The following is a 20559-nucleotide window of genomic DNA, read 5'->3' as shown; positions in this document are numbered from 1 at the left end:
CTGAGGGTGTGGTGAATGCTATGCTGAATAATGTAATTACTTCTTTACGTCACAATATTCAACATGTAGATTATTCAACTCTCCTCATGCTTAAGAGTGGCTCTCTGTGGGGAAAATCCGTCACATCTTATTAACCTGCCATAGGGAATCAACAAAATATCTCCTGGAATCATAGAGATTCCCAATAACCTCATATCCGGTCTCTTCAGCGAGTGTTGAAAAATCCTTTTCTAAAAATTTATAGGAAGACTCAGTATGTATTGCTTCCCAGGCCTCAAAATGAAACATTCGGTTTAGCGCTCCGATGCTAACGGTTTGTTCCCTTTGACTGACCAGAAAGCTATGTATTGCGCCGCAGGAGACATCATAAGTGCAGTAATATTCAAAATTATCCAGATCAAAATTTCCGTCCAGCTCATAATTAATTCGATCAAGTATATTTAGATTGTATTTAGCGGTTATACCCTGAGAATCATTATAGGCTCCTAAAAGCATTTCAATTTCCTTCTTCAGATCAAGGCCTATTAATACATAATCACCATCGTTTAATGCATTCCAGAGGCATAACAAAAAATCCCGGGCCTCGAATGGTTTAAAATTGCCGATATTCGAACCCAGAAATAATACAACATTACATCTATGATTTAAGTTTGATAACCAGTTTAACCCCTCAAAATATTCAGCAACCAGACCCCTGCTTTCCAATTCGCAAAACTCCTGGTTTAATTCATCTAACAATTCATGTATAGCCGTCTCAGATATATCTATTGGAACATATTGAAAATCCAAGTTATTTTCTAGAAAATGGCTTAACAATATCTTTGTCTTTTTCCCATCGCCTGCCCCTAGTTCAACTAGATTAAAGCTGTTACTCTCAAAAAAATCTGTAATTGTGTCCTTATGTCTATGTAAAACCTCTGTTTCACATTGAGTAAGATAATATTCGGGTAATTCCATGATCTGTTGAAAGAGCTTACTACCCTGGGTGTCATATATATATCTGCTTGGCAGGCATTTTTGAGGTTGGGATAGCCCAAATAGAATATCCTTTGCAAATTCCTGTTGAGATTTTGCAACCTCTACATCGCCTGATTGTAAGATTTGATACTGCGAAGTCATAAATTTCTCCTAAAAATATAATTTAATAAATTAATAATCAAAAGCAAATGAGAATATGTTCTGCATATAAAATTAGCGGCATGGAACAAAATTCACAATATTCTTTGATTTTGTAATTACCTCGCCAAGGGAGCGAATTACATGATTAATCTTTTCAGGGCTATTTTCATGCCCTAACGAAAAACGCAAGGAGCAATGAGCATCTTCTTCGGATAGACCCATTGCCAGTAAAGTATGTGAGGGTTGGGAAGAACCAGAACTGCATGCGGAACCAGATGAGAAAAAAATCCCCCTTTTATCCATTGCTAAGACTACTGATTCTCCTCTAAAACCAGGCAGGGTTACATTGAGTGTATTGGGAAGCCTCTCCTCTCTATGACCATTCAATGCGTAATCTTTTAATACTGAACTGATTCCCTTCTCCAGATTATCCCGTAGTATTCTCACATTTTTCATATTAGAGAGATGTTGAGGGACTAATTCCGCTGCCATACCGAAGCCAGCAATGCCTATAACATTTTCCGTACCGGAACGAAGTCCGTTTTCATGGCCGCCGCCAGAAATCAGACTTTCCATAGTAAGATTTTTTTTAATATATAAAGCCCCTATCCCCTTTGGACCGTAAATCTTATGTGCTGAAATGGTAAACATGTCAACATCAAGGGCTTCTACATCAACAGGGATCTTGCCAAAGGCCTGTGATCCGTCGGAATGGAACAAAACCCCCTCTTCCCTTGCAATGTTTACCAGATCACGAATAGGCTGAATTGAACCTGTTTCATTATTTGCCATCATAATGCTAATAATGCAAGTATTTTTTCTAATTGTGTTTTTTAATTCATCAGGATCAACTATTCCTGCGCTGTCCACCTTGAGATAACTCACCTCAAAGCCATATTTTTCAAGCCATCCGCATGTATTGAGTATGGCAGGATGTTCAATAGTGGAAGTAATTATATGATTTTTTTTGCCCCAATTGGCAAAGGCAACCCCTTTTATAGCAAGATTGTTGGATTCTGAGCCACATCCTGTAAACACGATCCGTCTCGCGGTGCAATTGATAGACTGGGCAACCATTCGGCGCGCTCGATCAACAGAGATCCTGGCCTTTTTCCCAGCTTCATGGATGCTGGAGGGATTGCCATAACAATCCATCATCTCCTTCATTATTTCACTAACCTCCGGAGCCAGGGGTGTTGTGGCATTATGGTCTAGATATATGGTCTCAACATTCGATTCATCCCTATACCCTTCTGAATAATCCTCGCTGGACTCTCCGGAGTCGATTACAACCTTATCCCCCTTCCTAGGACTCTTTACCACATCGCATAAGAGGGATTTGTATACAGGAAAGCCGGAGATAGGATCATACTGATCCAGATCGGTTAGTGAATTGATATTACACCTCTGCCATGCTTTTGGTCCCACAGGACTGCCGCAGCCATGATTAGCATCAATGCAACCCTGAACAATATTTTCCGTTACGAATGCCCTCATTGATACTGAACCCCTCAATGTCTTTATTGAGACCTCATCCCCATTCTTTATCCCGCGAGCCCTCGCGTCCTCTGTATTGATTGTAACCGCCGGCTCCGGACGCCTCCTGTTCAGTGATGCTATTCCATGATGTTGAGTATGAAAGCTTGTTCGAGAACGCGACCCTGAGTTGAAAATTAGCGGGTATTTTTGAAAAAGGTCGGGACAGGACAATGGCCCCTCCTCCGGTTCCCTGTAAACCGGCAGGGGATCATAGCCATAGTCTTCCAATATTGATGAGGCGATCTCAAACTTGCCCGATGGAGTATTGAATCCCGGTTCTCCGTCATCCCTCAATAATCCCTTTTCCCATTTCTTGTATTGCATCATTTCTGTTTCTATTGATACAATCCCCCCTGCCCCGCGCACATCCTCAAGGGTAAATCCGGAATTCTTTAAAACATAACGCAAAAGCTCCTCTTCATTTTGGGGATACAGGTGGCCATATCCAAGCCTCTCTGCAATCTCAGCAAGGATAAAAAAATCACTGCGCGCCTCTCCAACCGGATTGATCATCCTTTCTCTTATTCGGAATACAGATCCATAGGTCATATAGGATTCATTTTCATAATAAGTAGTCGCCGGAAGCACAATATCCGCATAGGCTGAATCCGCTGTTAACTGCCTGTCAATACAAACAAGAAAATCAAGGGCATTTAATGTCTCCTCCCAAAGCTTAGGGTTGGGCCATGAGGTTATGATGGATCCCCCTAATATGATAAGGGAATGAATTTTATATGGATTGCCGTTTAATACTGAATCAGGCAGGGCAATAGCATGAGCCTCATCCCTGTATTTAACATAAACAGGGAACTTATTGCGACCTAATCTTGGATTGCTGACAGGGTTTGCAACAAGCCCATCCCTGTTTATTGGAAAGCGATTCTTTTTCATGTTAAAACAACGCCCTCCGGGCACATCAAGCTGGCCGGCAAGGGCCCATAGGATTATTGTTGCCCTGATGTTCTGAACCCCGCTGCTGCCATATTCCAATCCTGTATACATTAGGTGTGATACGCCCTTTATCTCTGCAATTCGTCTTGCCAGTGATATGACTGTGTGGGCAGGAACCCCGGTAATATGCTCAACAACCTCAGGCCTGAAGTGTTGAACGTATTGTGAAAAATCGCTGAAACCAACTGTCCAGTTGTTAACGAATTCCTCATCATATAATTCTTCCTTAATCAATATATTACACATGCCCAATGCCAGGGCCCCATCCGTGCCCGGGCGTATGGGTATCCATTCTGCGTCAGTCAGTTTTGCGGTCATGGTCTTTCTGGGATCAATCACAACAACCTGCGCGCCCCGTTTTTGCGCATGCAATAATCTGTTCATATCAACCGGCGGCAGATCCGTAGCCGGATTTGTTCCCCATACAATGATCAGCCCCGAATTTTCAATATCAGAGAACATGTCGATTAGCAGCTCGCCCATAGTAACATGAGGCGCTATTATTCCATAGGAAACATAGCACAATGCCCCAACGCCCATTGTGTTGGGAGAGCCAAAGGGGAACAACACGCTATTGGCTGAGGACACAGCAACACCCCTGGGCTGATACACTTCGCACATCGATAGTTCGAAACTCCCCACCCCTGTGTAAATTGCAGCGGCTTCCGGGCCATAGTCCCTTTTGATTGAATTTAATCTATTCACAATTATCTCAAGGGCATCATCCCAGGATATACGCTCGAAATCATGGGTTCCCTTTCCGCCTTTTCGCCTCATCGGATACAATAGCCGATCTTTTGAGTAAATTATATCCGATGACGCTTCACCTAATTTACATATGATGCCCATACTTGAATCATCATCAGCTTTAACTTCAATTATTTTGCCCTCTTCGTCATAGGTTGCCACAACCCAACAACCAGCGCTGCAGATACCACATATCCCCCGTTTTTTATTAAATGTCTCTTTATTTTCCATTTGTCCAAAAATATCCTTAAATGTGATAATTGTATTATAATTGTATAGTCAGAATATACTGAGCAGAAAGGCGGATACAGGCGTTGATTTTAGAAATCCACTGAATCCCTTATTGGATTTATATGTATTTTGGGTTGGATGTATATATTGTTTTATCAAGGCTTATTAATTATTTTATTGCATTAGAATTTTCTGTTTGAATTTGGATCTCTCATAAGAGAATTAGGAACAAGGTCTATTATAATACATGTGTTTGTAACATCTTAAAATCACTGTATAATATGCCTATGAGAAAAATCAAATTTATCTCAAATTATTAATATTTTATGAACTATTCTTATAAAATACTTTATAATTCAAGCAAAATTCTGTAAAAGTATGCAACTCCCTAAATAATAGGCGGAAGACAGTTGTTTGCGCTGTCTTTTCTGCGGTATGAGATCCCTATATTTGCAAAAATGACATCAGTCAATTGTCATTCTGCCTATGCTGAAGTCATTTACAAAGAGAATCACGATGATATGTGAAGGATAGATATCTATTAGAGGTATGAGGAGCTGTTATCAGATAGAATAAGGGTTAGGTCTGATAACTATAAGTATGTATATAAAACCTGCTGAGAACAATGCGTATTCCTCTTAAACCTGCCACCCATTCCTGATCGCTATTTTAGCGATATTGAAAGAAACCATAGGATAAATAATCGAAGTCAAAAACAGGTGGCAGCTTTACGCAGGAACATCCGCTAGGTTTGCCCCTTTACCTCTTGTCCTCAATGCCAAATGCCTTCCATTCAGATTGTGTCATCTCGAGTTTAACTACTTTTTTCGCCTCGCTCATCATCTTATTGATTTCCTTTATCTTGTTCTCAAGCTCCTGAGTTTTTGTCTTGAGTCTGGCCTTTAAATCTTCCTGTTCATTGTTAATGCTTGTGGCTTCGCTTTGAAGGCTTTCGAGTTTATTAATAAAGTTTGAGTCTATTCCCCTTTTTGCCACTCGATCAGCGTTCGCGCTCAATCCAGATAGCATCACCTCTGTCGAGTTTACTATTTCTGCAAAGGATTGTTTCCTCAATTTTCAATCACCCCCTTTTATTTATAATATTTCCAGAGATGAAGCGCATGCCTCTTCATGCCGGAATTTGCTTTATAATTAAGATGGTGATAAAGTGTGATTTTATGCCGCAGATGAAGGCAGATTAAAAGGATTGCATGTTCAAATGAACTCTCTACAAACTAAACAATATCTCCCTTGGCTCTTTGGCTTCAATCGCTTAAAATCTTCAAATAAATAAGAAGCGGCAACAATATATGTATATAAATCGTTAATTATGCCCCTTGTGGGTATAGCTTGTTGTAGAGGAAGATTCTACATCTTGCGGATTGGATTCTACACATGTAGATGCTTGTTCTACACGTGTAGAGGATTCCTCTACAACATGAAGAATGCGCTCTCCACATGGAGATATGCGCTCTTCATGTGAAGGATTGCTCTCTACACCTGTAGAGGAAGATTCTACAGGTGTAGATGGTTTCTCTACAGGTGCGGGAAGGGTTGTGCGGCGCGTTAAGAAGAGCCCTCCCTTCCCCAATAAATAATAAATGAATGAAACATTAAAGCATAGGGCTATTCTCAAATAAATCAAGCTATTTTCAGCAATTATACAAAAAATAAATACGGGTAGTAAATTAAATGGGTGGTTACACTATTATGTACATGTCATTCCGGTTGAAACGAAGTGGAATATCGGAATCTCTATATTTAAAGAAAGATCTTCATTATTTTAGGATAATGAGAGATTCCCGCCTTCGTAGGAATAACATAGATTAGAAAATTACATGCTAAATTAAACTACTACCATAATTATGCAAATAGACTTACATGCAGGTCTTGATCTTGAGCGTCGAAGCAGCTCGTCATATGCTGACCTCTACCCGCATTTTTTTGTGTAAAACAAGGAGATGCGGGGATTAAAGGGATAAGGAGATATCTAATCAATTTCTATTCTTCTAAAATCTGCCCCCTCCTTAGCAACGTTAACAGGAATACCAAGCCTAGGACAGCTGTAATATTTCAATTGTTTAACTCCATTGCTAATGCCTTTCTATAAATACTTTTCCAATCACTCTATCTCTATAATCCCCTTATCCCCTGGCTTACACTAATTTGTGGGTAGATGTCAGCGTCATATTGAGCGACCTTGACGCTGAAGCAATTAAGATAGAGCCTAAAATAGGTGATCCCTTGCTGGGCCGGGTTGATGCTGGGAACATCCCCTCCCGGCTTCCTCATGACCGCAATCTAATGGCAGTATCTCTTAAACATTGAAAACCCGAATTCTCAGGGGATTTTCTTCATTCACCCTTCCTTCTGAATCTGTTGCTTTATTGATTCATGGATATTAGATACAATTTTAATATTTGGATGACCCTGGGGTAACGCTCCTGTAAGAATATTCACCGCCTTTTCTGATAATGCCAAAGCTCGCTTATAATCGCCAAGGTCTTTAAGCACGGTTGCCAGATTAGAATAACTCACCGCGGTTGTGGGATGGTCAGCGCCAAGGTTCTTTTCATCTGAACGCATGGCTTTTTCCAACAAGCCTTTGGCGCCTTCATAATCACCAAGGTCTTGAAGCACTAATGCCAGATTAGAATAACTCACCGCGGTTGTGGGATGGTCAGCGCCAAAGTTCTTCTCATCTGAACGCATGGCTTTTTCCAACAAGCCTTTGGCTCCTTCATAATCGCCAAGGTCTTTAAGCACGGTTGCCAGATTAGAATAACGAACCGCGGTTGTGGGATGGTCAGCGCCAAAGTTCTTCTCATCTGAACGCATGGCTTTTTCCAACAAGCCTTTGGCTCCTTCATAATCGCCAAGGTCTTGAAGCACGCTTGCCAGATTAGAATAACTCACCGCGGTTGTGGGATGGTCAGCGCCAAAGTTCTTCTCTGCTGAACGCATGGCTTTTTCCAACAAGCCTTTGGCTCCTTCATAATCGCCAAGGTCTTGAAGCACTAATGCCAGATTAGAATAACGAACCGCGGTTGTAGGATGGTCAGCGCCAAAGTTCTTCTCTGCTGAACGCATGGCTTTTTCCAACAAGCCTTTGGCTCCTTCATAATCGCCAAGGTCTTGAAGCACGCTTGCCAGATTAGAATAACTCACCGCGGTTGTGGGATGGTCAGCGCCAAGGTTCTTCTCATCTGAACGCATGGCTTTTTCCAACAAGCCTTTGGCTCCTTCATAATCGCCAAGGTCTTTAAGCACGGTTGCCAGATTAGAATAACGAACCGCGGTTATAGGATGGTCAGCGCCAAAGTTCTTCTCATCTGAACGCATGGCTTTTTCCAACAAGCCTTTGGCTCCTTCATAATCGCCAAGGTCTTGAAGCACTAATGCCAGATTAGAATAACTCCGAGCCGTTGATGGATGGTCAGCGCCAAAGTTCTTCTCATCTGAACGCATGGCTTTTTCCAACAAGCCTTTGGCTCCTTCATAATCGCCAAGGTCTTTAAGCACGGTTGCCAGATTAGAATAACTCACCGCGGTTGCGGGATGGTGAGGGCCAAAGTTCTTCTCTGCTGAACGCATGGCTCTTTTCAACAACTCTTTTGCCCCTTCATAATCGCCAAGGGCTTTAAGCGCTAATGCCAGATTATTTTGCAGGTGCGAAATTTTAGCATCGCTACAGTCCGGGAAAATACCCAGCAAAGTTTTGCCAAAGGGTATCCATGGGAATTTATGAACAGGGTTGTCTTTGGTTTGGTCTATGCTTAATTTTTCTGTCACACTTTCCATTAGAGGCAGCACATCAGCAATGTGTATGTTTTGTTGTTTCTTTGTAACATCAGCAATTATCCGATGCATTTTAAAGCTGTCCGGATTTTGATTTTTAAGCAGCCATCCTTTAACATACAGCTCTTCTATTGTCTGGGAAAAACTATCATCCATTTCGCTCTGTTCGGGTTTTATCAATTCCTTTAAGAGTTCATAGTCATGGAATTCTGGCGGCAGGCATGTAAATTGTTTTAGCAGCCAGATTTCATTTTCTGTTAATTTGCTCATTGTAAAATTGGAGCTTAAATAGGAGGTAACCCTTTCAATTTTGTCGCCCTTGCGGTGTACATATACATTTGTTTTTAAGTCGTTTTCAATTGCTTCTTTTAGTTGGTTTATGTGTGTCCGTTGCATTTGTGCTGTTTTTGCTAAGATCTCAATGGTCAATGTGTGTAAATCCACTGTTGTTACAAGCTCTTCTATCTCTCCCCTGCTTATTTTACCATGCGTATAATGACTTTCAAACAATTGAACAGCATCGTCCAGGGATAAAAATCCTAGTTCTTGTACATCAAATTTTTCTATCTTCTCCCTTGAAGTCGCCAAAATATGCCACTCCGGCTGACGCGGCAAATAATCATACCATTCGCATAAATCAGCATTGGCATTATCAATTATCAAGAGATTGGGCCCGGCTTGAATCCTGTTCAGTCCATTGATTATTTCATTAAAGAGCTGTCTTGGCTCTTTACCCTGGCTTTGTATGTTCAGATTGGGCATCAGCCCTTCGGTATTAATAACGTCATTAACAATATCCTCCGAAGTCTGGCTAATCCAGGCGATATGATAGTATTCATCCCAGTATTTGCCTATGTACGCTTGAGCTATAGTGGTTTTGCCAATGCCTCCCAAACCGTTCACCAGCACCACCTGCCTGTTTTCGAACAAACGCTTATGCAAATTTTCTAATTCGCCACTTCGGCCTATGATTTTGTCGGGCGAGATTGTAGGGTTTTTGGTCGTAAGGATTTTGGGAAGTTTGGTGCTCTGGGAATGAACGTGAATATCACTGTCTATTATTATCTTTTTGCCTGGACGTATAATGACAGTAACAAATCCGTTTTCTTCTTTTACGATTGGAATAGGTGCGTCTTTCTCTTCGCAATCTTTAATAGCCCTGGGAATACCACAAGCCTCCCCTTCAAACAGTTTTGTCCAAGACAGTATCTCTGACAGACGTGAATTTCTTTTTACTGATCCTGATGTTATTAGTGTGTCAAGTGAAACAAATTTACCTTGGGGCAGACTAACCGAGTACCACCTACCGGGATTTATGACTTCCAACCGGTCTGAAAATAACCTGACATGAACTTTACGGCCCTCATCTTCATAATCTCTATGCACAACTGAATTTGCAACAATCTCCCGTATACATTTAATTGGGTAGGCAAAAACCGTTTTTGCAAGAGCGCTTTCATTGGTTATTGTCTCCCACTTATCAATTTCCTCATAGATAGTATCGACAGTTTCAATTATTTGTTTATGGATGGTACCGCGATATCTATTAGTTTTTGAATCTGCTGTTTGATCGTTGCCCAAATATACCGTTAAGTTAATAATAGACGAAGGAAATATGATGAAAGGATTGTTACCAAATAGCAGAACACCAGCTCTAGTCAAAACCCCTTTTTCCATCAATTTACAGCGTTCTAGAAATGCATCTCCCGATAATTCAGGAGGAAACATGGGCTTTACAGTATCTCTTAAAATTGTTCGATATTCAGAAAGCGCATTTTGATCGTATTCAGCAACTGCTGTTAGTCTATCCCAAAAAGGGCGTTCTTCTTCTGCAGATATATCATTGTGGATGTTTAGACTATTAATTGGATAATGTTTTTTAATGCTTTCAAGTAAGAAGTCCAATGCTCTTCCTGGGTCTTCATAATATTGAGCATCTGGGCTATTAGATGATAGTAGCTCGGTGTAAGCACCCTTTTCAATTTTAACACAATATATACGTACATTCTGATACCATTTGCAAGAGTTGATTATATGATGAGCCCAACCCGTGCCACAAGCGTGTATTGAAGCACATAGCACGACTGGCCCCCCAAGACTTAGAGCTTTTGAAGCTTCTTCAGAAAAATGCTCTCCGACTTTGACCTTTCCAAGGTGCCATACACCATAACCTGCAGATTCAAGAAATTCTCCAATCTTATTTGCAACATTTTGGTCTGTTTCAGTATGTGCAATAACAACTGTCCAGCTCATTGTTATGTACCAATAGCTCGGAGTATTTCACTCATTCCTTCTGACCAGTTTGACCTCAAATCAGCATACTTTATGCCTGATAGAATTGCTGGTATTCGGTCACCAGAAAGGATAACCGGTAGGATTTTTACACCAACGCCATCAAGTTGTCTGGCAAGTGTTGTAAGCCATTCAATGCTCATCCAAGGAGACATTATTCCTTGTGAAGAGTAACAAACAATAACGTAATCTGCGATTTCGAGACCTTCGTTCATTTTTTGTGTGATCGAATTCCCAATATCTATCATCCATTTATCAATCCAAACATCATGTCCCGTGTTTCTCAATTCGATAGCCAATCTTTCAGCTTCAGTTGTGTCACAAGAACGGTGGCTTATGAATATTCTGGCCAAATTATACCTCCAAATTCATCTTTGAAGTTTAACGTGAGATATCAAGGCAAATGATTTCAGTATTATAATAATTCTGCCCTGTTATCATAATTGTCGCCTTTTTACGAGACGCAGAAAACGTGAAAGACTTGAGATGGTCACTGTTGAAACTGAGTCGTTTGATCGATCCCGTTATAGCGATTGACGATCATACTTTGTATTAATATCTTGGGACTATCAAATAGATACCAGACCCGAATTGACGTATGATTGGGGAATGTCCCAATCAATGTTGAAAATTAGGTGGGATCTTCATGCCCATTATTAGATAATGGGCCAATAAAAAATATAATTTAAAGGAGATAGTCACCATGAATAACAATAAAAAAGGAGTAATTAAAGATCAAGCAAGTTTTGTTGGTATTGAAGAGGGGACGGAGGGTTCCTTATATTCTTGCAAAGCGAATGCGTTTTTCCGTAACTATAACAAAAGACCCTGGCAGATTATGTGAATAGGATTGAAAGGGCCGGGTTCACACGTGAATTTTCATGGAAGACCTTTCATCTTGAAGACGAAGCAGAATGATGCCATTATGAAGTTTGCCATCTCTGAAAAGCCTTTCTCCAAAATCTTTATCATTAGTTATTAGCATCCATTTATCTTTGTTTGCTTTCCTGATAATTTTTTCATGTTCCATTCCTCTTGCAGCATCGAATATTGAGAAAACTTCATGATTATGTTTACGCAGCCATTGTGCAACAACTGGTTCAGCGCATTCATCCACAATAAACCGCATTATCAGGCTTCCGAAATCAATGTCAATAATTGTGATGCTTTATTATTACATTCTGAAATCTGATACGGGTAGATTTATAAGATCAGCACAACATCTATGGCTTTAATGAAAAATTCGGTGGTGTGTTAATTTATGGAAAATATCATTTCTGATGTCATTCCGGCTGTAGCGTAGGGGAATGCCGGAATCTATAACCTTCTGAAAAAAAGATTCCGGCACTTCGGCCGGAATGACAGACTATAGACACCCCCCACTCATCTCACTATTACATTTTTCATCCGATAGTGTGTATGAAAGAAATACCTGGGCGGTTACGTTTTTTCTAATAATTCTATATTCCTATTCTCTTCTTTATCTCAGCGTATTTAACAAGCGCGTGCATAGCTCGACTACAATCTTCAGTGGAGTCAAACATAGGTATTTTTTTGCTTTTTAGAATATCTGAAACATTTGATTGTTCCATCCACTTTTGAGTAATAATCGGTTTGCCGTATTTCTCTGGGAGATTACTGAAGATATCAATTGCAGAAATCACCGACTTCTTCTGCTCTGCTAATGATGGCTGAAAGCTCATTGCGAATGGTACATTTGTGATTATGCCATCAATGTAGTCGATTGAGGCGATCATTTCAACTATTCTAACTTCATCCATTGTTTCCATGGTTCCAGCCGCAAAATCGATAGGATTGTTGGGGATTGGCGCATGCGGAGGCATTATCCCCTTTAGCCTCTGTTTATCGCTTTCGTTTAATTCAGGGATTTCAACACCCCATGATACGAGTTTATCAACCATTGTTACACCCTGCCCGCCATTGCCGATTATTGCAACCCTCTTCCCCTTGGGTAGGGGCTGACTAAACAAGGCCTCTGCCATAATAAATAGGTGTCCAATCTCATCAACTCTTATCAGTCCGGCTTGTTGACACATTGCATCAAAGATTTCATCTGAGCCGGCAATAGAAGCTGTATGTGATAAAGTAGCTTTTGCCCCAATCGTTGAACTCCCACCCTTGAATATTATGATAGGTTTAATCCTAGACACCCTTCTAGCTACATTGAAAAACCTTCTGCCATCCTTTAACCCTTCAACATAGAGGCATATTACCCTTGTGTCATCATCCTGAGCAAGATATTCAAGGAAATCTGCTATCTGTAGATCAGCCTGATTTCCAATGCTGATAGATTTACTGATGCCAAAGCCCCTGATGCCGGCAACTTGTGCAGCGACAAAACGAAAGGTGCCGCTCTGGCTAATAAATGCCATTGGCCCATGACCAGGTTGAGGAAAGGGGGACACATTCAATCCAACAGCAGAGGTCCATAACCCATTTCCATTTGGGCCTATAAATCGCAATCCCCCTGATTTTGCTATTCTTACTGTTTCATCCTCCAGCGCTTTGCCCCTCTCGCCAGTTTCAGCAAAATCTGCCGTAATTATCACCCCTCCCTTCACGCCCTTCTTAATGCAGTTTCCCATAATCTTTGGCATATGAGCAGCAGGCACAGTAAAAACGGCTAAGTCAATATTGCTGGGAATATCGAGCACGTCAGGGTAGGCTTTAAGTCCGAATACCTCTTTTTCCTTTGGATTTATTGGATAAATATCTCCGCGGAACTTAGATGATATGGCCTGTTGTAAAACCATTCCACCCCATTTCGCAGGATTGTTGCTCGCGCCAATTATTGCAACTGATCTTGGTTTGAATATTGAATCAAGTTGTTCGATAATTTGTTCTGTCAATTTAAACTCCTTTGCTTATATGTATCAATTTTATATTGCTTCTAATGAGCATTTGACCTTTAGGCAAATCCTAAGTGGTTTACAATAGACTTCGAGTAAATTAGACTACCCCCTAGTGAGGTCAACAAAAAAAAGTTATATAAGCTGTTTTTCTAGTAACGACTCGACAAGGGTATGATAAAGAGAGTTGCTCACACTGCCACTCCTGCATTTTGAGGATGACTTTTGGGGGAGCGCCTTGTTAGTTTTCTTGTGAGGGAATGATGTGGTTTATCAAATAACCTTCCATGGACTATTGTGCCCTTATATCTCCCTGCCAATAGCGCCATTGAATAATTATTACCTTCGTAAGGATTATTTAATCTCCTGGTCCAATAGCCTGTATGGTGATTCGCCCCTGCAAGCAGGGCAGACATTATCTGGATTTGCTTTAAATGCTTCATGGCATAAATCACAAATAGCAACCGGTTTTTTTGTCTTCTTGCTGCCCTCTATGAACTCAGGCTTCAATTTAACTCGTTGAATGCCATAAATTCTATGCCCCGCTTCCTTGATTTGCGTAATGAGAAGGTCAAGGTCCTGTTCCTTCTTCGGTTTTTCCTTTAAAAACCAGCTTCTAATCTCAGTCCAGTCATCCAACCTTTCAATATCAAGATATATGCGAACCCCAATTCCGGAATATTTATTATAAAAGATTAAAGCAAATCGACCAAAATCTACAATCCTTAGCCAGCCATTGCCGATTGTACATGGAGTCAAAAGCTGCACTGCATCCGGAAGGCAGGCCTGTGTCTCGCAGATAACATCAAAATAATCTCCCTCAGGAAGATTATTCATTGCCAGGTCTATCATAAAGCCTCCGACCAGGATACCTGGGGCTAAACTCCCATGAAAAGATTTTACAATGTCGGCATATTCATCAAACCTATAGGCACAGATATTCATATATTCCTCAATATTTTTTCTACCATAGCAACCAACGTCATGGGGAATAAGCGGTTCTGACTTTGTCAAGTGTCCAATCCCATCCCACAGGACGCGACTGGACAATGGATTTAACACCGCTTGGCGCTGCGAATGGAAGGACGTTTGCCTTCTGCCATCCTCAATCCTCGCTGTGCAGCGCTGTGATCACAAATAGATGTCTCCTAAATATACGCTGGTCTTTAAGTCCACATCCATTGTCCTTTTATCATAATCCTTGTATAATATCTCAAGAACATACTTTCCGCTGTTTTCATCGAGTCTGTCAAATTTAAAATCACCGAAATTATCCGTCACTAGCTCATCTATTAACCTTGAATCTTGGAGTAACGCCACCTTGGCCCCCTCTGCGCAGTCCGCTATCCCATCATGCTGGTAAGCGATACTGCCAGCGATGAAACACTTGTTGAATAGATAAAAATTTTTATAATATACTCGCGGCCTTGTGTTGTATTCAGGATGGAACACCTCCAGCCCTTCAGCCTTCACGATCTTTTGCATTTCAGAGTCCTCAACATATAGTGAACGCAGTGCGCCCGTATAACATGATTGCACGCATCTAGGCTCCTCCCATCCCGCATCCAAAAGATGCGCGTCAAATATCCATTTCTGAGCAACCTGCTTTTCCTCATTCCAATAAACAACACCATAGGGGCATGAACTAACAATATCCTTCTGACCTCTGGCTTTAATCGGATCAATAATTACTATGCCATCCCTTCTTTTGTATACCGCCCCATTATTCGCCTCCTTTATGCAGGGGGCATCATCACAATGCATACAAAGCAGAGTCATATATGCAACATCCATCAAACCTCCATGACCCCGCTCCTTACGCATAACATTTATCCATCTATGCCCATGCTTTGGTTGGGCTACTGAATAGGGTGGATAATCGTTATCAACATATTCATCCTTATTGGAAAGGAAACAGTTATTACAATCAGAGCATTTTGATATATCTATTATCAGGTTCCATTTTTTCATTTATCTATTCCTCCCTCCACTTCTCAATTTGTACAAGGACCGCATTGTAGGCCGCTGAATGTGTCTTTGGCGCAATAAAGCGCTTGGATGTTAGAATATTCATAGACCCCCCACGATCCGGGGATTCCCCTGGTTTGCCCACTGGATCATACTTTGCGGATACTCCACATGCATGAATCGCCCCGGAGGAGACGCGCTCAGTAATCCTTGCAGCGCAGAGAACCGCTCCCCGATCATTGAAAACCTTGACAAGATCGTTTTCCTTGATGCCCCTTTTGTCTGCATCCTTTGTATTGATTCTTGCAATCCAGTAATAATAACCATCAACAAGAACACGATGATCCTTAACATCGTTCACAAAACTGTCTTTCCCATCATAATTGGTATGTATGCTAAAGCGCGGCTTCGGGGTTACCAATTGTAATGGATATTTATCATAGAGCTCTTTAGTATGATGACCTTCCCATGAAGGGACATACTTTGTCATTGTTGGTCTTTCAGTATCATCTGGATCGAATCTTTTTAGGCTTGAACAATCAAACTCGATCTTTCCGGATTGCGTCTGCAGACCCTCCAGTAAATTATCAGTATAATCTCCCGGCAGGGGACCCATATCCGGAGTGTCCTTCTTTCTCCCCTCCGCAAACCATCTCAAAGATACCGGTGGTCTGAGTTCTTCCGGAGGGGCAGGGACAACATAGTAGCCCTTCTTTAGGAATTTCTTCCATGTGGTAACCTTGGGCATGTCAGTTGCATCGAAATACCTCTTGCACCAGTCCAAATCTGTCATGCCTTCGGAGAAATATGCGCTATAACCCAATCTCTTTGCAAGTTCGTAGTAGATTTCATAATCCGGTTTAGATTCTCCCAAGGGCTCAATACACTTGTGTTGCATCGTAATAACGCGATGATTGAGAATATTAAAGGAATGACCGAGATAATGACCGGATTCACAGATATCCCAACGCTCAAAATTTGTGCACGCTGGTAGAATAATATCAGCAAACTTGGCCTCGCCCTCAAGCCAGATGGATTGGTTTACAACAAAGGGAAGCCTCTCTGTCCTGTACATCTTAACAAATCGATTTGTCTCGGTCATTGTGGCAATATGTGAGCTGCCCTGCCTGTAATACATCTGTATCCTCGCATGTCCGGGTTCGGGATACTGAAATTTCTGGAATTGACCCTCTATGGTGAGTGGATCGATCATATATCCGGATTGTGGCTCATCTGTGAGTATTGCCTCAGGAAGCCTCAATCTTGGTATTTTCTGGTTGGATGTATTCATCGTAACCGCCTGTGGCATATTGTTGATAAGGCGAAAGGCCAGGCCTGTATTCTGCAAATCACCGCTGATTCCACCCTCCGCATAACCCGGGAAGCAAAAACTGCCGTCAATGGGTGTGCCCACCTGGAGATTGCCCATATTGATTCCAGGTTTGCCGAGTCCCTGCATGGCAATGAGACAGACCATTGATCTGGCCCATTCTGCTCCAGTGGCATCGCGGCAGGCTGCACCCAGACCATTTCCAACACCGCCGGCGGACAGGAAGGTTTTTTTGGATGCCCATTCCCTGGCAAGGGCCCTGACGTCCTTTGGGGGGACACCCGCTTCCTTCTCCTGCCACTCAGGCGTTTTCGGGATACCATCATCCTTGCCCAGTATATAGTCTTTCCATTTATCAAACCCCGTCGTCCGTTTGGATATATAATCCTTGTCGTAAAGGTCTTCTGTGATCCAGACATAGGCGATTGCAAGGGCCAGCGCATTTCCGGAAGATGGTCTTACCGGCAGCCATTTGCCCCCAAAAAGGGCAGCAGTGTGGTTATAGTAAGGATCGATATGCACCATCTTTATGCCTAACTCTTTGGCCCACATGCGGCGAATCGTGCCTTCCCCTCCGCCATACACACCGCTTGTGCATTCCGGATCGCTGGACCAGAATACAATCATCTCGCATTCCTTAAGCGCCTCTTCAACCATGCTGTAGGATTCCGGCATGCCGACACGAAGGCTGTATCCCCAGTGGTGCATAGCGCCCCAGTACCATCCCTCAAAACTTGTTGGATTCTGAATAACCCTGCTGTGCCCAGCAATATTCCAAAACCTGTAGGTAGTGCTTAAGTAATGTGCGATATTCGAAAAGGTCTGATGATCACTGGGGGCAGCCAGGATTGCGCCCTGACCATATTCTCTTTTGATTCTTTTCATCTCATCAGCCACAATATCGAGGGCCTCTTCCCAACTGATTCTTTCATAACCTGATATCCCTCGATTCTCACAATTTCGCTCTCCCTTGGGATCAAAGTCGACTCGTTTCATCGGGTACAATATCCTGTCAGGCGAGTATACAAGCGATTTCGAGGCATAAACAAAGGGGGAAATCGTAGCCTTTCGAGGGGGTGTAAATTCACGTCCCCTTGCTTTAATAGTCCATGATTCAGCGTCATCCCTATCAAATTCTATGGGTGTAACTCGTATTATCCTCCCATCCTTCACATAAACAAAGACCGGTCCACCCAGAGTGCAATTTACATACCTTTTTGTGTTGTTTCCTACATCTATACCATATTTTATTCCCATGGTCATTATCTGGCCAAGGGTTTCAATAAACCATGATGATAATTCATCAGGTCCCTCCATTGACATCAGGAATTCTTTTGCAGCATTTAATGTGGATAGATAATCTATTGGCGGAGAGAGCAGTTTTACAGCTATCTCAGCAGTATAATATGTTATGATAACATCAGGATCAGGATGAATTCCCTTTTTTGAGGTGAAGCCGTCCTTAAATGTAAAATACCGGCCCATTGAATTATCCCTGATTTTTATCTGTGCAGTAAAGTTCGGCGCATCTTTCAGGCGTTTTTTATACAATGGATACCTGAATGATATTATTTTCATTATAACATGAAGACCAAAGAGTAAAATGGAGAATCTAATGTTTACAAATTTCATGGTTCCCCCTTTTGAAATGATTTGTAGCAATTGTTCAACCGAGGCGATTAGATCTTAATCATAGAAATTTTAATTATTTCGGTTTATGATGCTGATGCAACAAAGAATGTTATGCCAGCCCAGCAGGAAATCATAAGTAAAATCGAAGCAGTATAATAAAACAGTGGTTTTACCCTGTCCTTAACAAGAATCTTTTTAAGAGCTGTTCCTGTTAAATATCCTGTATTGAAGAGTATACCCGAAATTAACGACCATACCAGACCATGGGAAATAATGAATGATCCCATATTGTTAAAGGATAGAAGATAGGGACATGGCATTATTTGGATACCGACAACATAGAAAACCCCGGCTGCTAGAAAACCAGCCAGCATGCCGCAGGTTATTCGAAGCAGGTTGCTGCTGTGTATTTTATTACCAATGATGGACACAATCCCTGTCAGGGAAAGCCCTCCCCAGAGTATAGCCAGGTATGGATTTATTTTCCCAAATGACGTGATATCCAGGATTGTTATTATTAGCAGTTTGCTTAAAATTGCTATGAAGGGAATACCAAGTAAAACTATAGGCAAACCCTTCGGCAGTATTGATAGATTTCTGAAGATACCGACAGCAATACCCATTATGCCTATCCCGAGACCAATTGAAATGCCTGCTGTACCCCCTTTGTAGGGAAGACCTTTAATTATTGCCATGGTGTTTAACGCTAACTCCGATAAAAAACCCCAGAGAGAACCAAGGATTATAATAGCAATCATAATATCTATAGGCCTGATTCTCCTTTTGTTACTGATGATATTTTCTTTGTTCATTTTATCTCCCTCCTCGCTTTGTTCCCAATTATAATTGGGAGTTGAGACTATAGCAGATGTCAAATATAAATCCTCAACTTATGATAAATTTTACAAAAAATCCGAATTTGAATTCGGGGATTTATTCTATTAAAACTACTGCTTATAGCTGTGATCAATAAACACTTTTTATTATCGCTCTTCCGGGGCCGATCAAACAACCTATAAGCAGGTGGCAGTTGACTATTTGCTAAAATTCAGAAAAAATTACTGCTTGATGAAACATTTTTACTGAATAACCCTGCTTTTTCTTTAATGACAAAATTTCATCACTTTCAATAGACATTTATTGGAAAAATGATTATCTATTCATTAGATAATTGAAATTTACAAAATAAACCATTTCAAATTAATTTTCTTTCATACCATTACACATTATAAATTAAGCTACAGTTAAAATAATTAATCAATACCAATATACAATTCAGCTTATACATTTGTTGTACAATTTGTTATGAATTAAACATTATTGAGGTATCCAACCTCAGTTTAATACTAGCGACTGGATGTCTTATCTAAAGCATTATTATAAATATAAATTTAATATATAGTAAGATATTTGGGGAGGTTATTTATGAAGGAAAAAGTTATAACTTTAGTAATATCCTTTATGCTTTGTTTGATATCTGGATGCGGATGCAATGACGATGATAATGGAGGCGATGGATATTTCCCAATCGACACCACACCGCCTGTCATTACCCTCGTGTTTCCGGAGGATGGAGTTGGCGATGTGGCTGTCAACACCTCCATAACTGTAACATTCAGCGAAGAGATGAATCCCGTATCGATCAATGATTCAACATTCACAGTTAGCGGCCTTGCAGGAAGTGTTACTTATGAAGCGGCTACGATGACAGCAACATTCCAGCCTTCAGGATTTCTGGCTTACGATACAACATACACAGCCACTATCACCTCTGGTGCGGAGGATCTGGCGGGCAATCCTCTGAATAGTAATTATGAATGGAATTTTACAACTGATACTGCTTATCCACGTTTTGCCTACGTTGTCAATATGGGCAATAATTCCGTGTCAACCTATGCGGTCGAAAACGATACTGGCCGGTTTCGCTACTAGGGTAAAGTAGGGACGGAAGATTTGCCCGTTTCCGTCACCGTTGACCCATCGGGCAGCTATGCCTATGTGGCTAATTTTTTGGGCAATAGTGTTTCGCAATACACCATAGAGCCTGACGGGACGCTGACTCCAATGGCGCTTCCCACCGTG

At 41.3% G+C, this 20559-nt stretch carries 14 protein-coding genes; 2 read left to right on the top strand and 12 right to left on the bottom strand.

Translation table 11 applies throughout. From position 1 onward, the window contains the following. Positions 1-120: 120 nt before the first annotated feature. From egtD to SVZ03_03090, 4 genes are all read right to left on the bottom strand, one after another. Positions 121-1119 (bottom strand): L-histidine N(alpha)-methyltransferase, encoded by a 999-nt coding sequence (gene egtD, locus SVZ03_03105; GenBank protein ID MDY6933194.1) that lies wholly within the window; start codon positions 1117-1119, stop codon positions 121-123. A 72-nt stretch (positions 1120-1191) separates the two neighbouring features. Next, entirely contained in the window at positions 1192-4587 is a 3396-nt protein-coding gene (locus SVZ03_03100) for an IscS subfamily cysteine desulfurase (protein ID MDY6933193.1), read from the bottom strand. 759 nt (positions 4588-5346) lie between these two features. Beyond that, positions 5347-5661: a hypothetical protein gene (locus tag SVZ03_03095; protein ID MDY6933192.1), complete on the bottom strand. Its 315-nt coding sequence runs from the start codon at positions 5659-5661 to the stop codon at positions 5347-5349. A gap of 250 nt (positions 5662-5911) precedes the next feature. Then, positions 5912-6232 (bottom strand): hypothetical protein, encoded by a 321-nt coding sequence (locus SVZ03_03090; GenBank protein ID MDY6933191.1) that lies wholly within the window; start codon positions 6230-6232, stop codon positions 5912-5914. 545 nt (positions 6233-6777) lie between these two features. On the opposite strand from SVZ03_03090, the gene SVZ03_03085 reads away from it, so the two are divergent. Continuing rightward, positions 6778-6915, top strand: a complete 138-nt coding sequence (locus SVZ03_03085; GenBank protein MDY6933190.1) for a hypothetical protein — start codon at positions 6778-6780, stop codon at positions 6913-6915. A 30-nt stretch (positions 6916-6945) separates the two neighbouring features. Here the strand turns inward: SVZ03_03085 and SVZ03_03080 are convergent, their stop codons facing one another. The 8 genes from SVZ03_03080 to SVZ03_03045 all read right to left on the bottom strand — a co-directional run bounded on the left by SVZ03_03080 (position 6946) and on the right by SVZ03_03045 (position 19289). Then, positions 6946-10062: a tetratricopeptide repeat protein gene (locus SVZ03_03080; GenBank protein ID MDY6933189.1), complete on the bottom strand. Its 3117-nt coding sequence runs from the start codon at positions 10060-10062 to the stop codon at positions 6946-6948. A 578-nt stretch (positions 10063-10640) separates the two neighbouring features. Then, a complete protein-coding gene (locus tag SVZ03_03075; protein ID MDY6933188.1) occupies positions 10641-11030 on the bottom strand; it encodes a toll/interleukin-1 receptor domain-containing protein in 390 nt (129 codons plus the stop codon). A 512-nt stretch (positions 11031-11542) separates the two neighbouring features. Beyond that, entirely contained in the window at positions 11543-11806 is a 264-nt protein-coding gene (locus tag SVZ03_03070; protein ID MDY6933187.1) for a DUF5615 family PIN-like protein, read from the bottom strand. A gap of 331 nt (positions 11807-12137) precedes the next feature. Then, positions 12138-13547, bottom strand: a complete 1410-nt coding sequence (locus SVZ03_03065; protein ID MDY6933186.1) for a CoA-binding protein — start codon at positions 13545-13547, stop codon at positions 12138-12140. Between the two features lie 354 nt (positions 13548-13901). Then, positions 13902-14561 (bottom strand): formylmethanofuran dehydrogenase subunit E family protein, encoded by a 660-nt coding sequence (locus SVZ03_03060; GenBank protein MDY6933185.1) that lies wholly within the window; start codon positions 14559-14561, stop codon positions 13902-13904. 117 nt (positions 14562-14678) lie between these two features. After that, positions 14679-15518, bottom strand: a complete 840-nt coding sequence (locus SVZ03_03055; protein ID MDY6933184.1) for a 4Fe-4S dicluster domain-containing protein — start codon at positions 15516-15518, stop codon at positions 14679-14681. Between the two features lie 4 nt (positions 15519-15522). Beyond that, a complete protein-coding gene (locus SVZ03_03050; protein ID MDY6933183.1) occupies positions 15523-18477 on the bottom strand; it encodes a molybdopterin-dependent oxidoreductase in 2955 nt (984 codons plus the stop codon). An 83-nt stretch (positions 18478-18560) separates the two neighbouring features. Further along, complete coding sequence (locus SVZ03_03045; protein ID MDY6933182.1) at positions 18561-19289, bottom strand: hypothetical protein; 729 nt, start codon at positions 19287-19289, stop codon at positions 18561-18563. Positions 19290-19902: 613 nt separating this feature from the next. Here SVZ03_03045 and SVZ03_03040 point away from each other — a divergent pair. After that, positions 19903-20409, top strand: coding sequence for an Ig-like domain-containing protein (locus SVZ03_03040; protein MDY6933181.1), 507 nt, complete (start codon positions 19903-19905; stop codon positions 20407-20409). The last annotated feature ends 150 nt before the right edge of the window (positions 20410-20559 follow it).

The sequence above is a fragment of the Spirochaetota bacterium genome (assembly GCA_034190085.1).
Classification (GTDB): Bacteria; Spirochaetota; UBA4802; order UBA4802; family JAFGDQ01; genus JAXHTS01.
Note: the sequence above shows the minus strand (reverse complement) of the source record. Positions and strands in the feature narration are given on the sequence as shown.

Excerpts from the sequence above, each read along its gene's own strand:
- egtD (MDY6933194.1), bottom strand. The coding sequence starts at position 1,119 with ATGACTTCGCAGTATCAAATCTTACAATCAGGCGATGTAGAGGTTGCA.
- SVZ03_03100 (MDY6933193.1), bottom strand. The coding sequence starts at position 4,587 with ATGGAAAATAAAGAGACATTTAATAAAAAACGGGGGATATGTGGTATC.
- SVZ03_03080 (MDY6933189.1), bottom strand. The coding sequence starts at position 10,062 with ATGGAAAAAGGGGTTTTGACTAGAGCTGGTGTTCTGCTATTTGGTAAC.
- SVZ03_03070 (MDY6933187.1), bottom strand. The coding sequence starts at position 11,806 with ATGCGGTTTATTGTGGATGAATGCGCTGAACCAGTTGTTGCACAATGG.
- SVZ03_03055 (MDY6933184.1), bottom strand. The coding sequence starts at position 15,518 with ATGAAAAAATGGAACCTGATAATAGATATATCAAAATGCTCTGATTGT.
- SVZ03_03050 (MDY6933183.1), bottom strand. The coding sequence starts at position 18,477 with ATGAAATTTGTAAACATTAGATTCTCCATTTTACTCTTTGGTCTTCAT.
- SVZ03_03045 (MDY6933182.1), bottom strand. The coding sequence starts at position 19,289 with ATGAACAAAGAAAATATCATCAGTAACAAAAGGAGAATCAGGCCTATA.
- SVZ03_03040 (MDY6933181.1), top strand. The coding sequence starts at position 19,903 with ATGAAGGAAAAAGTTATAACTTTAGTAATATCCTTTATGCTTTGTTTG.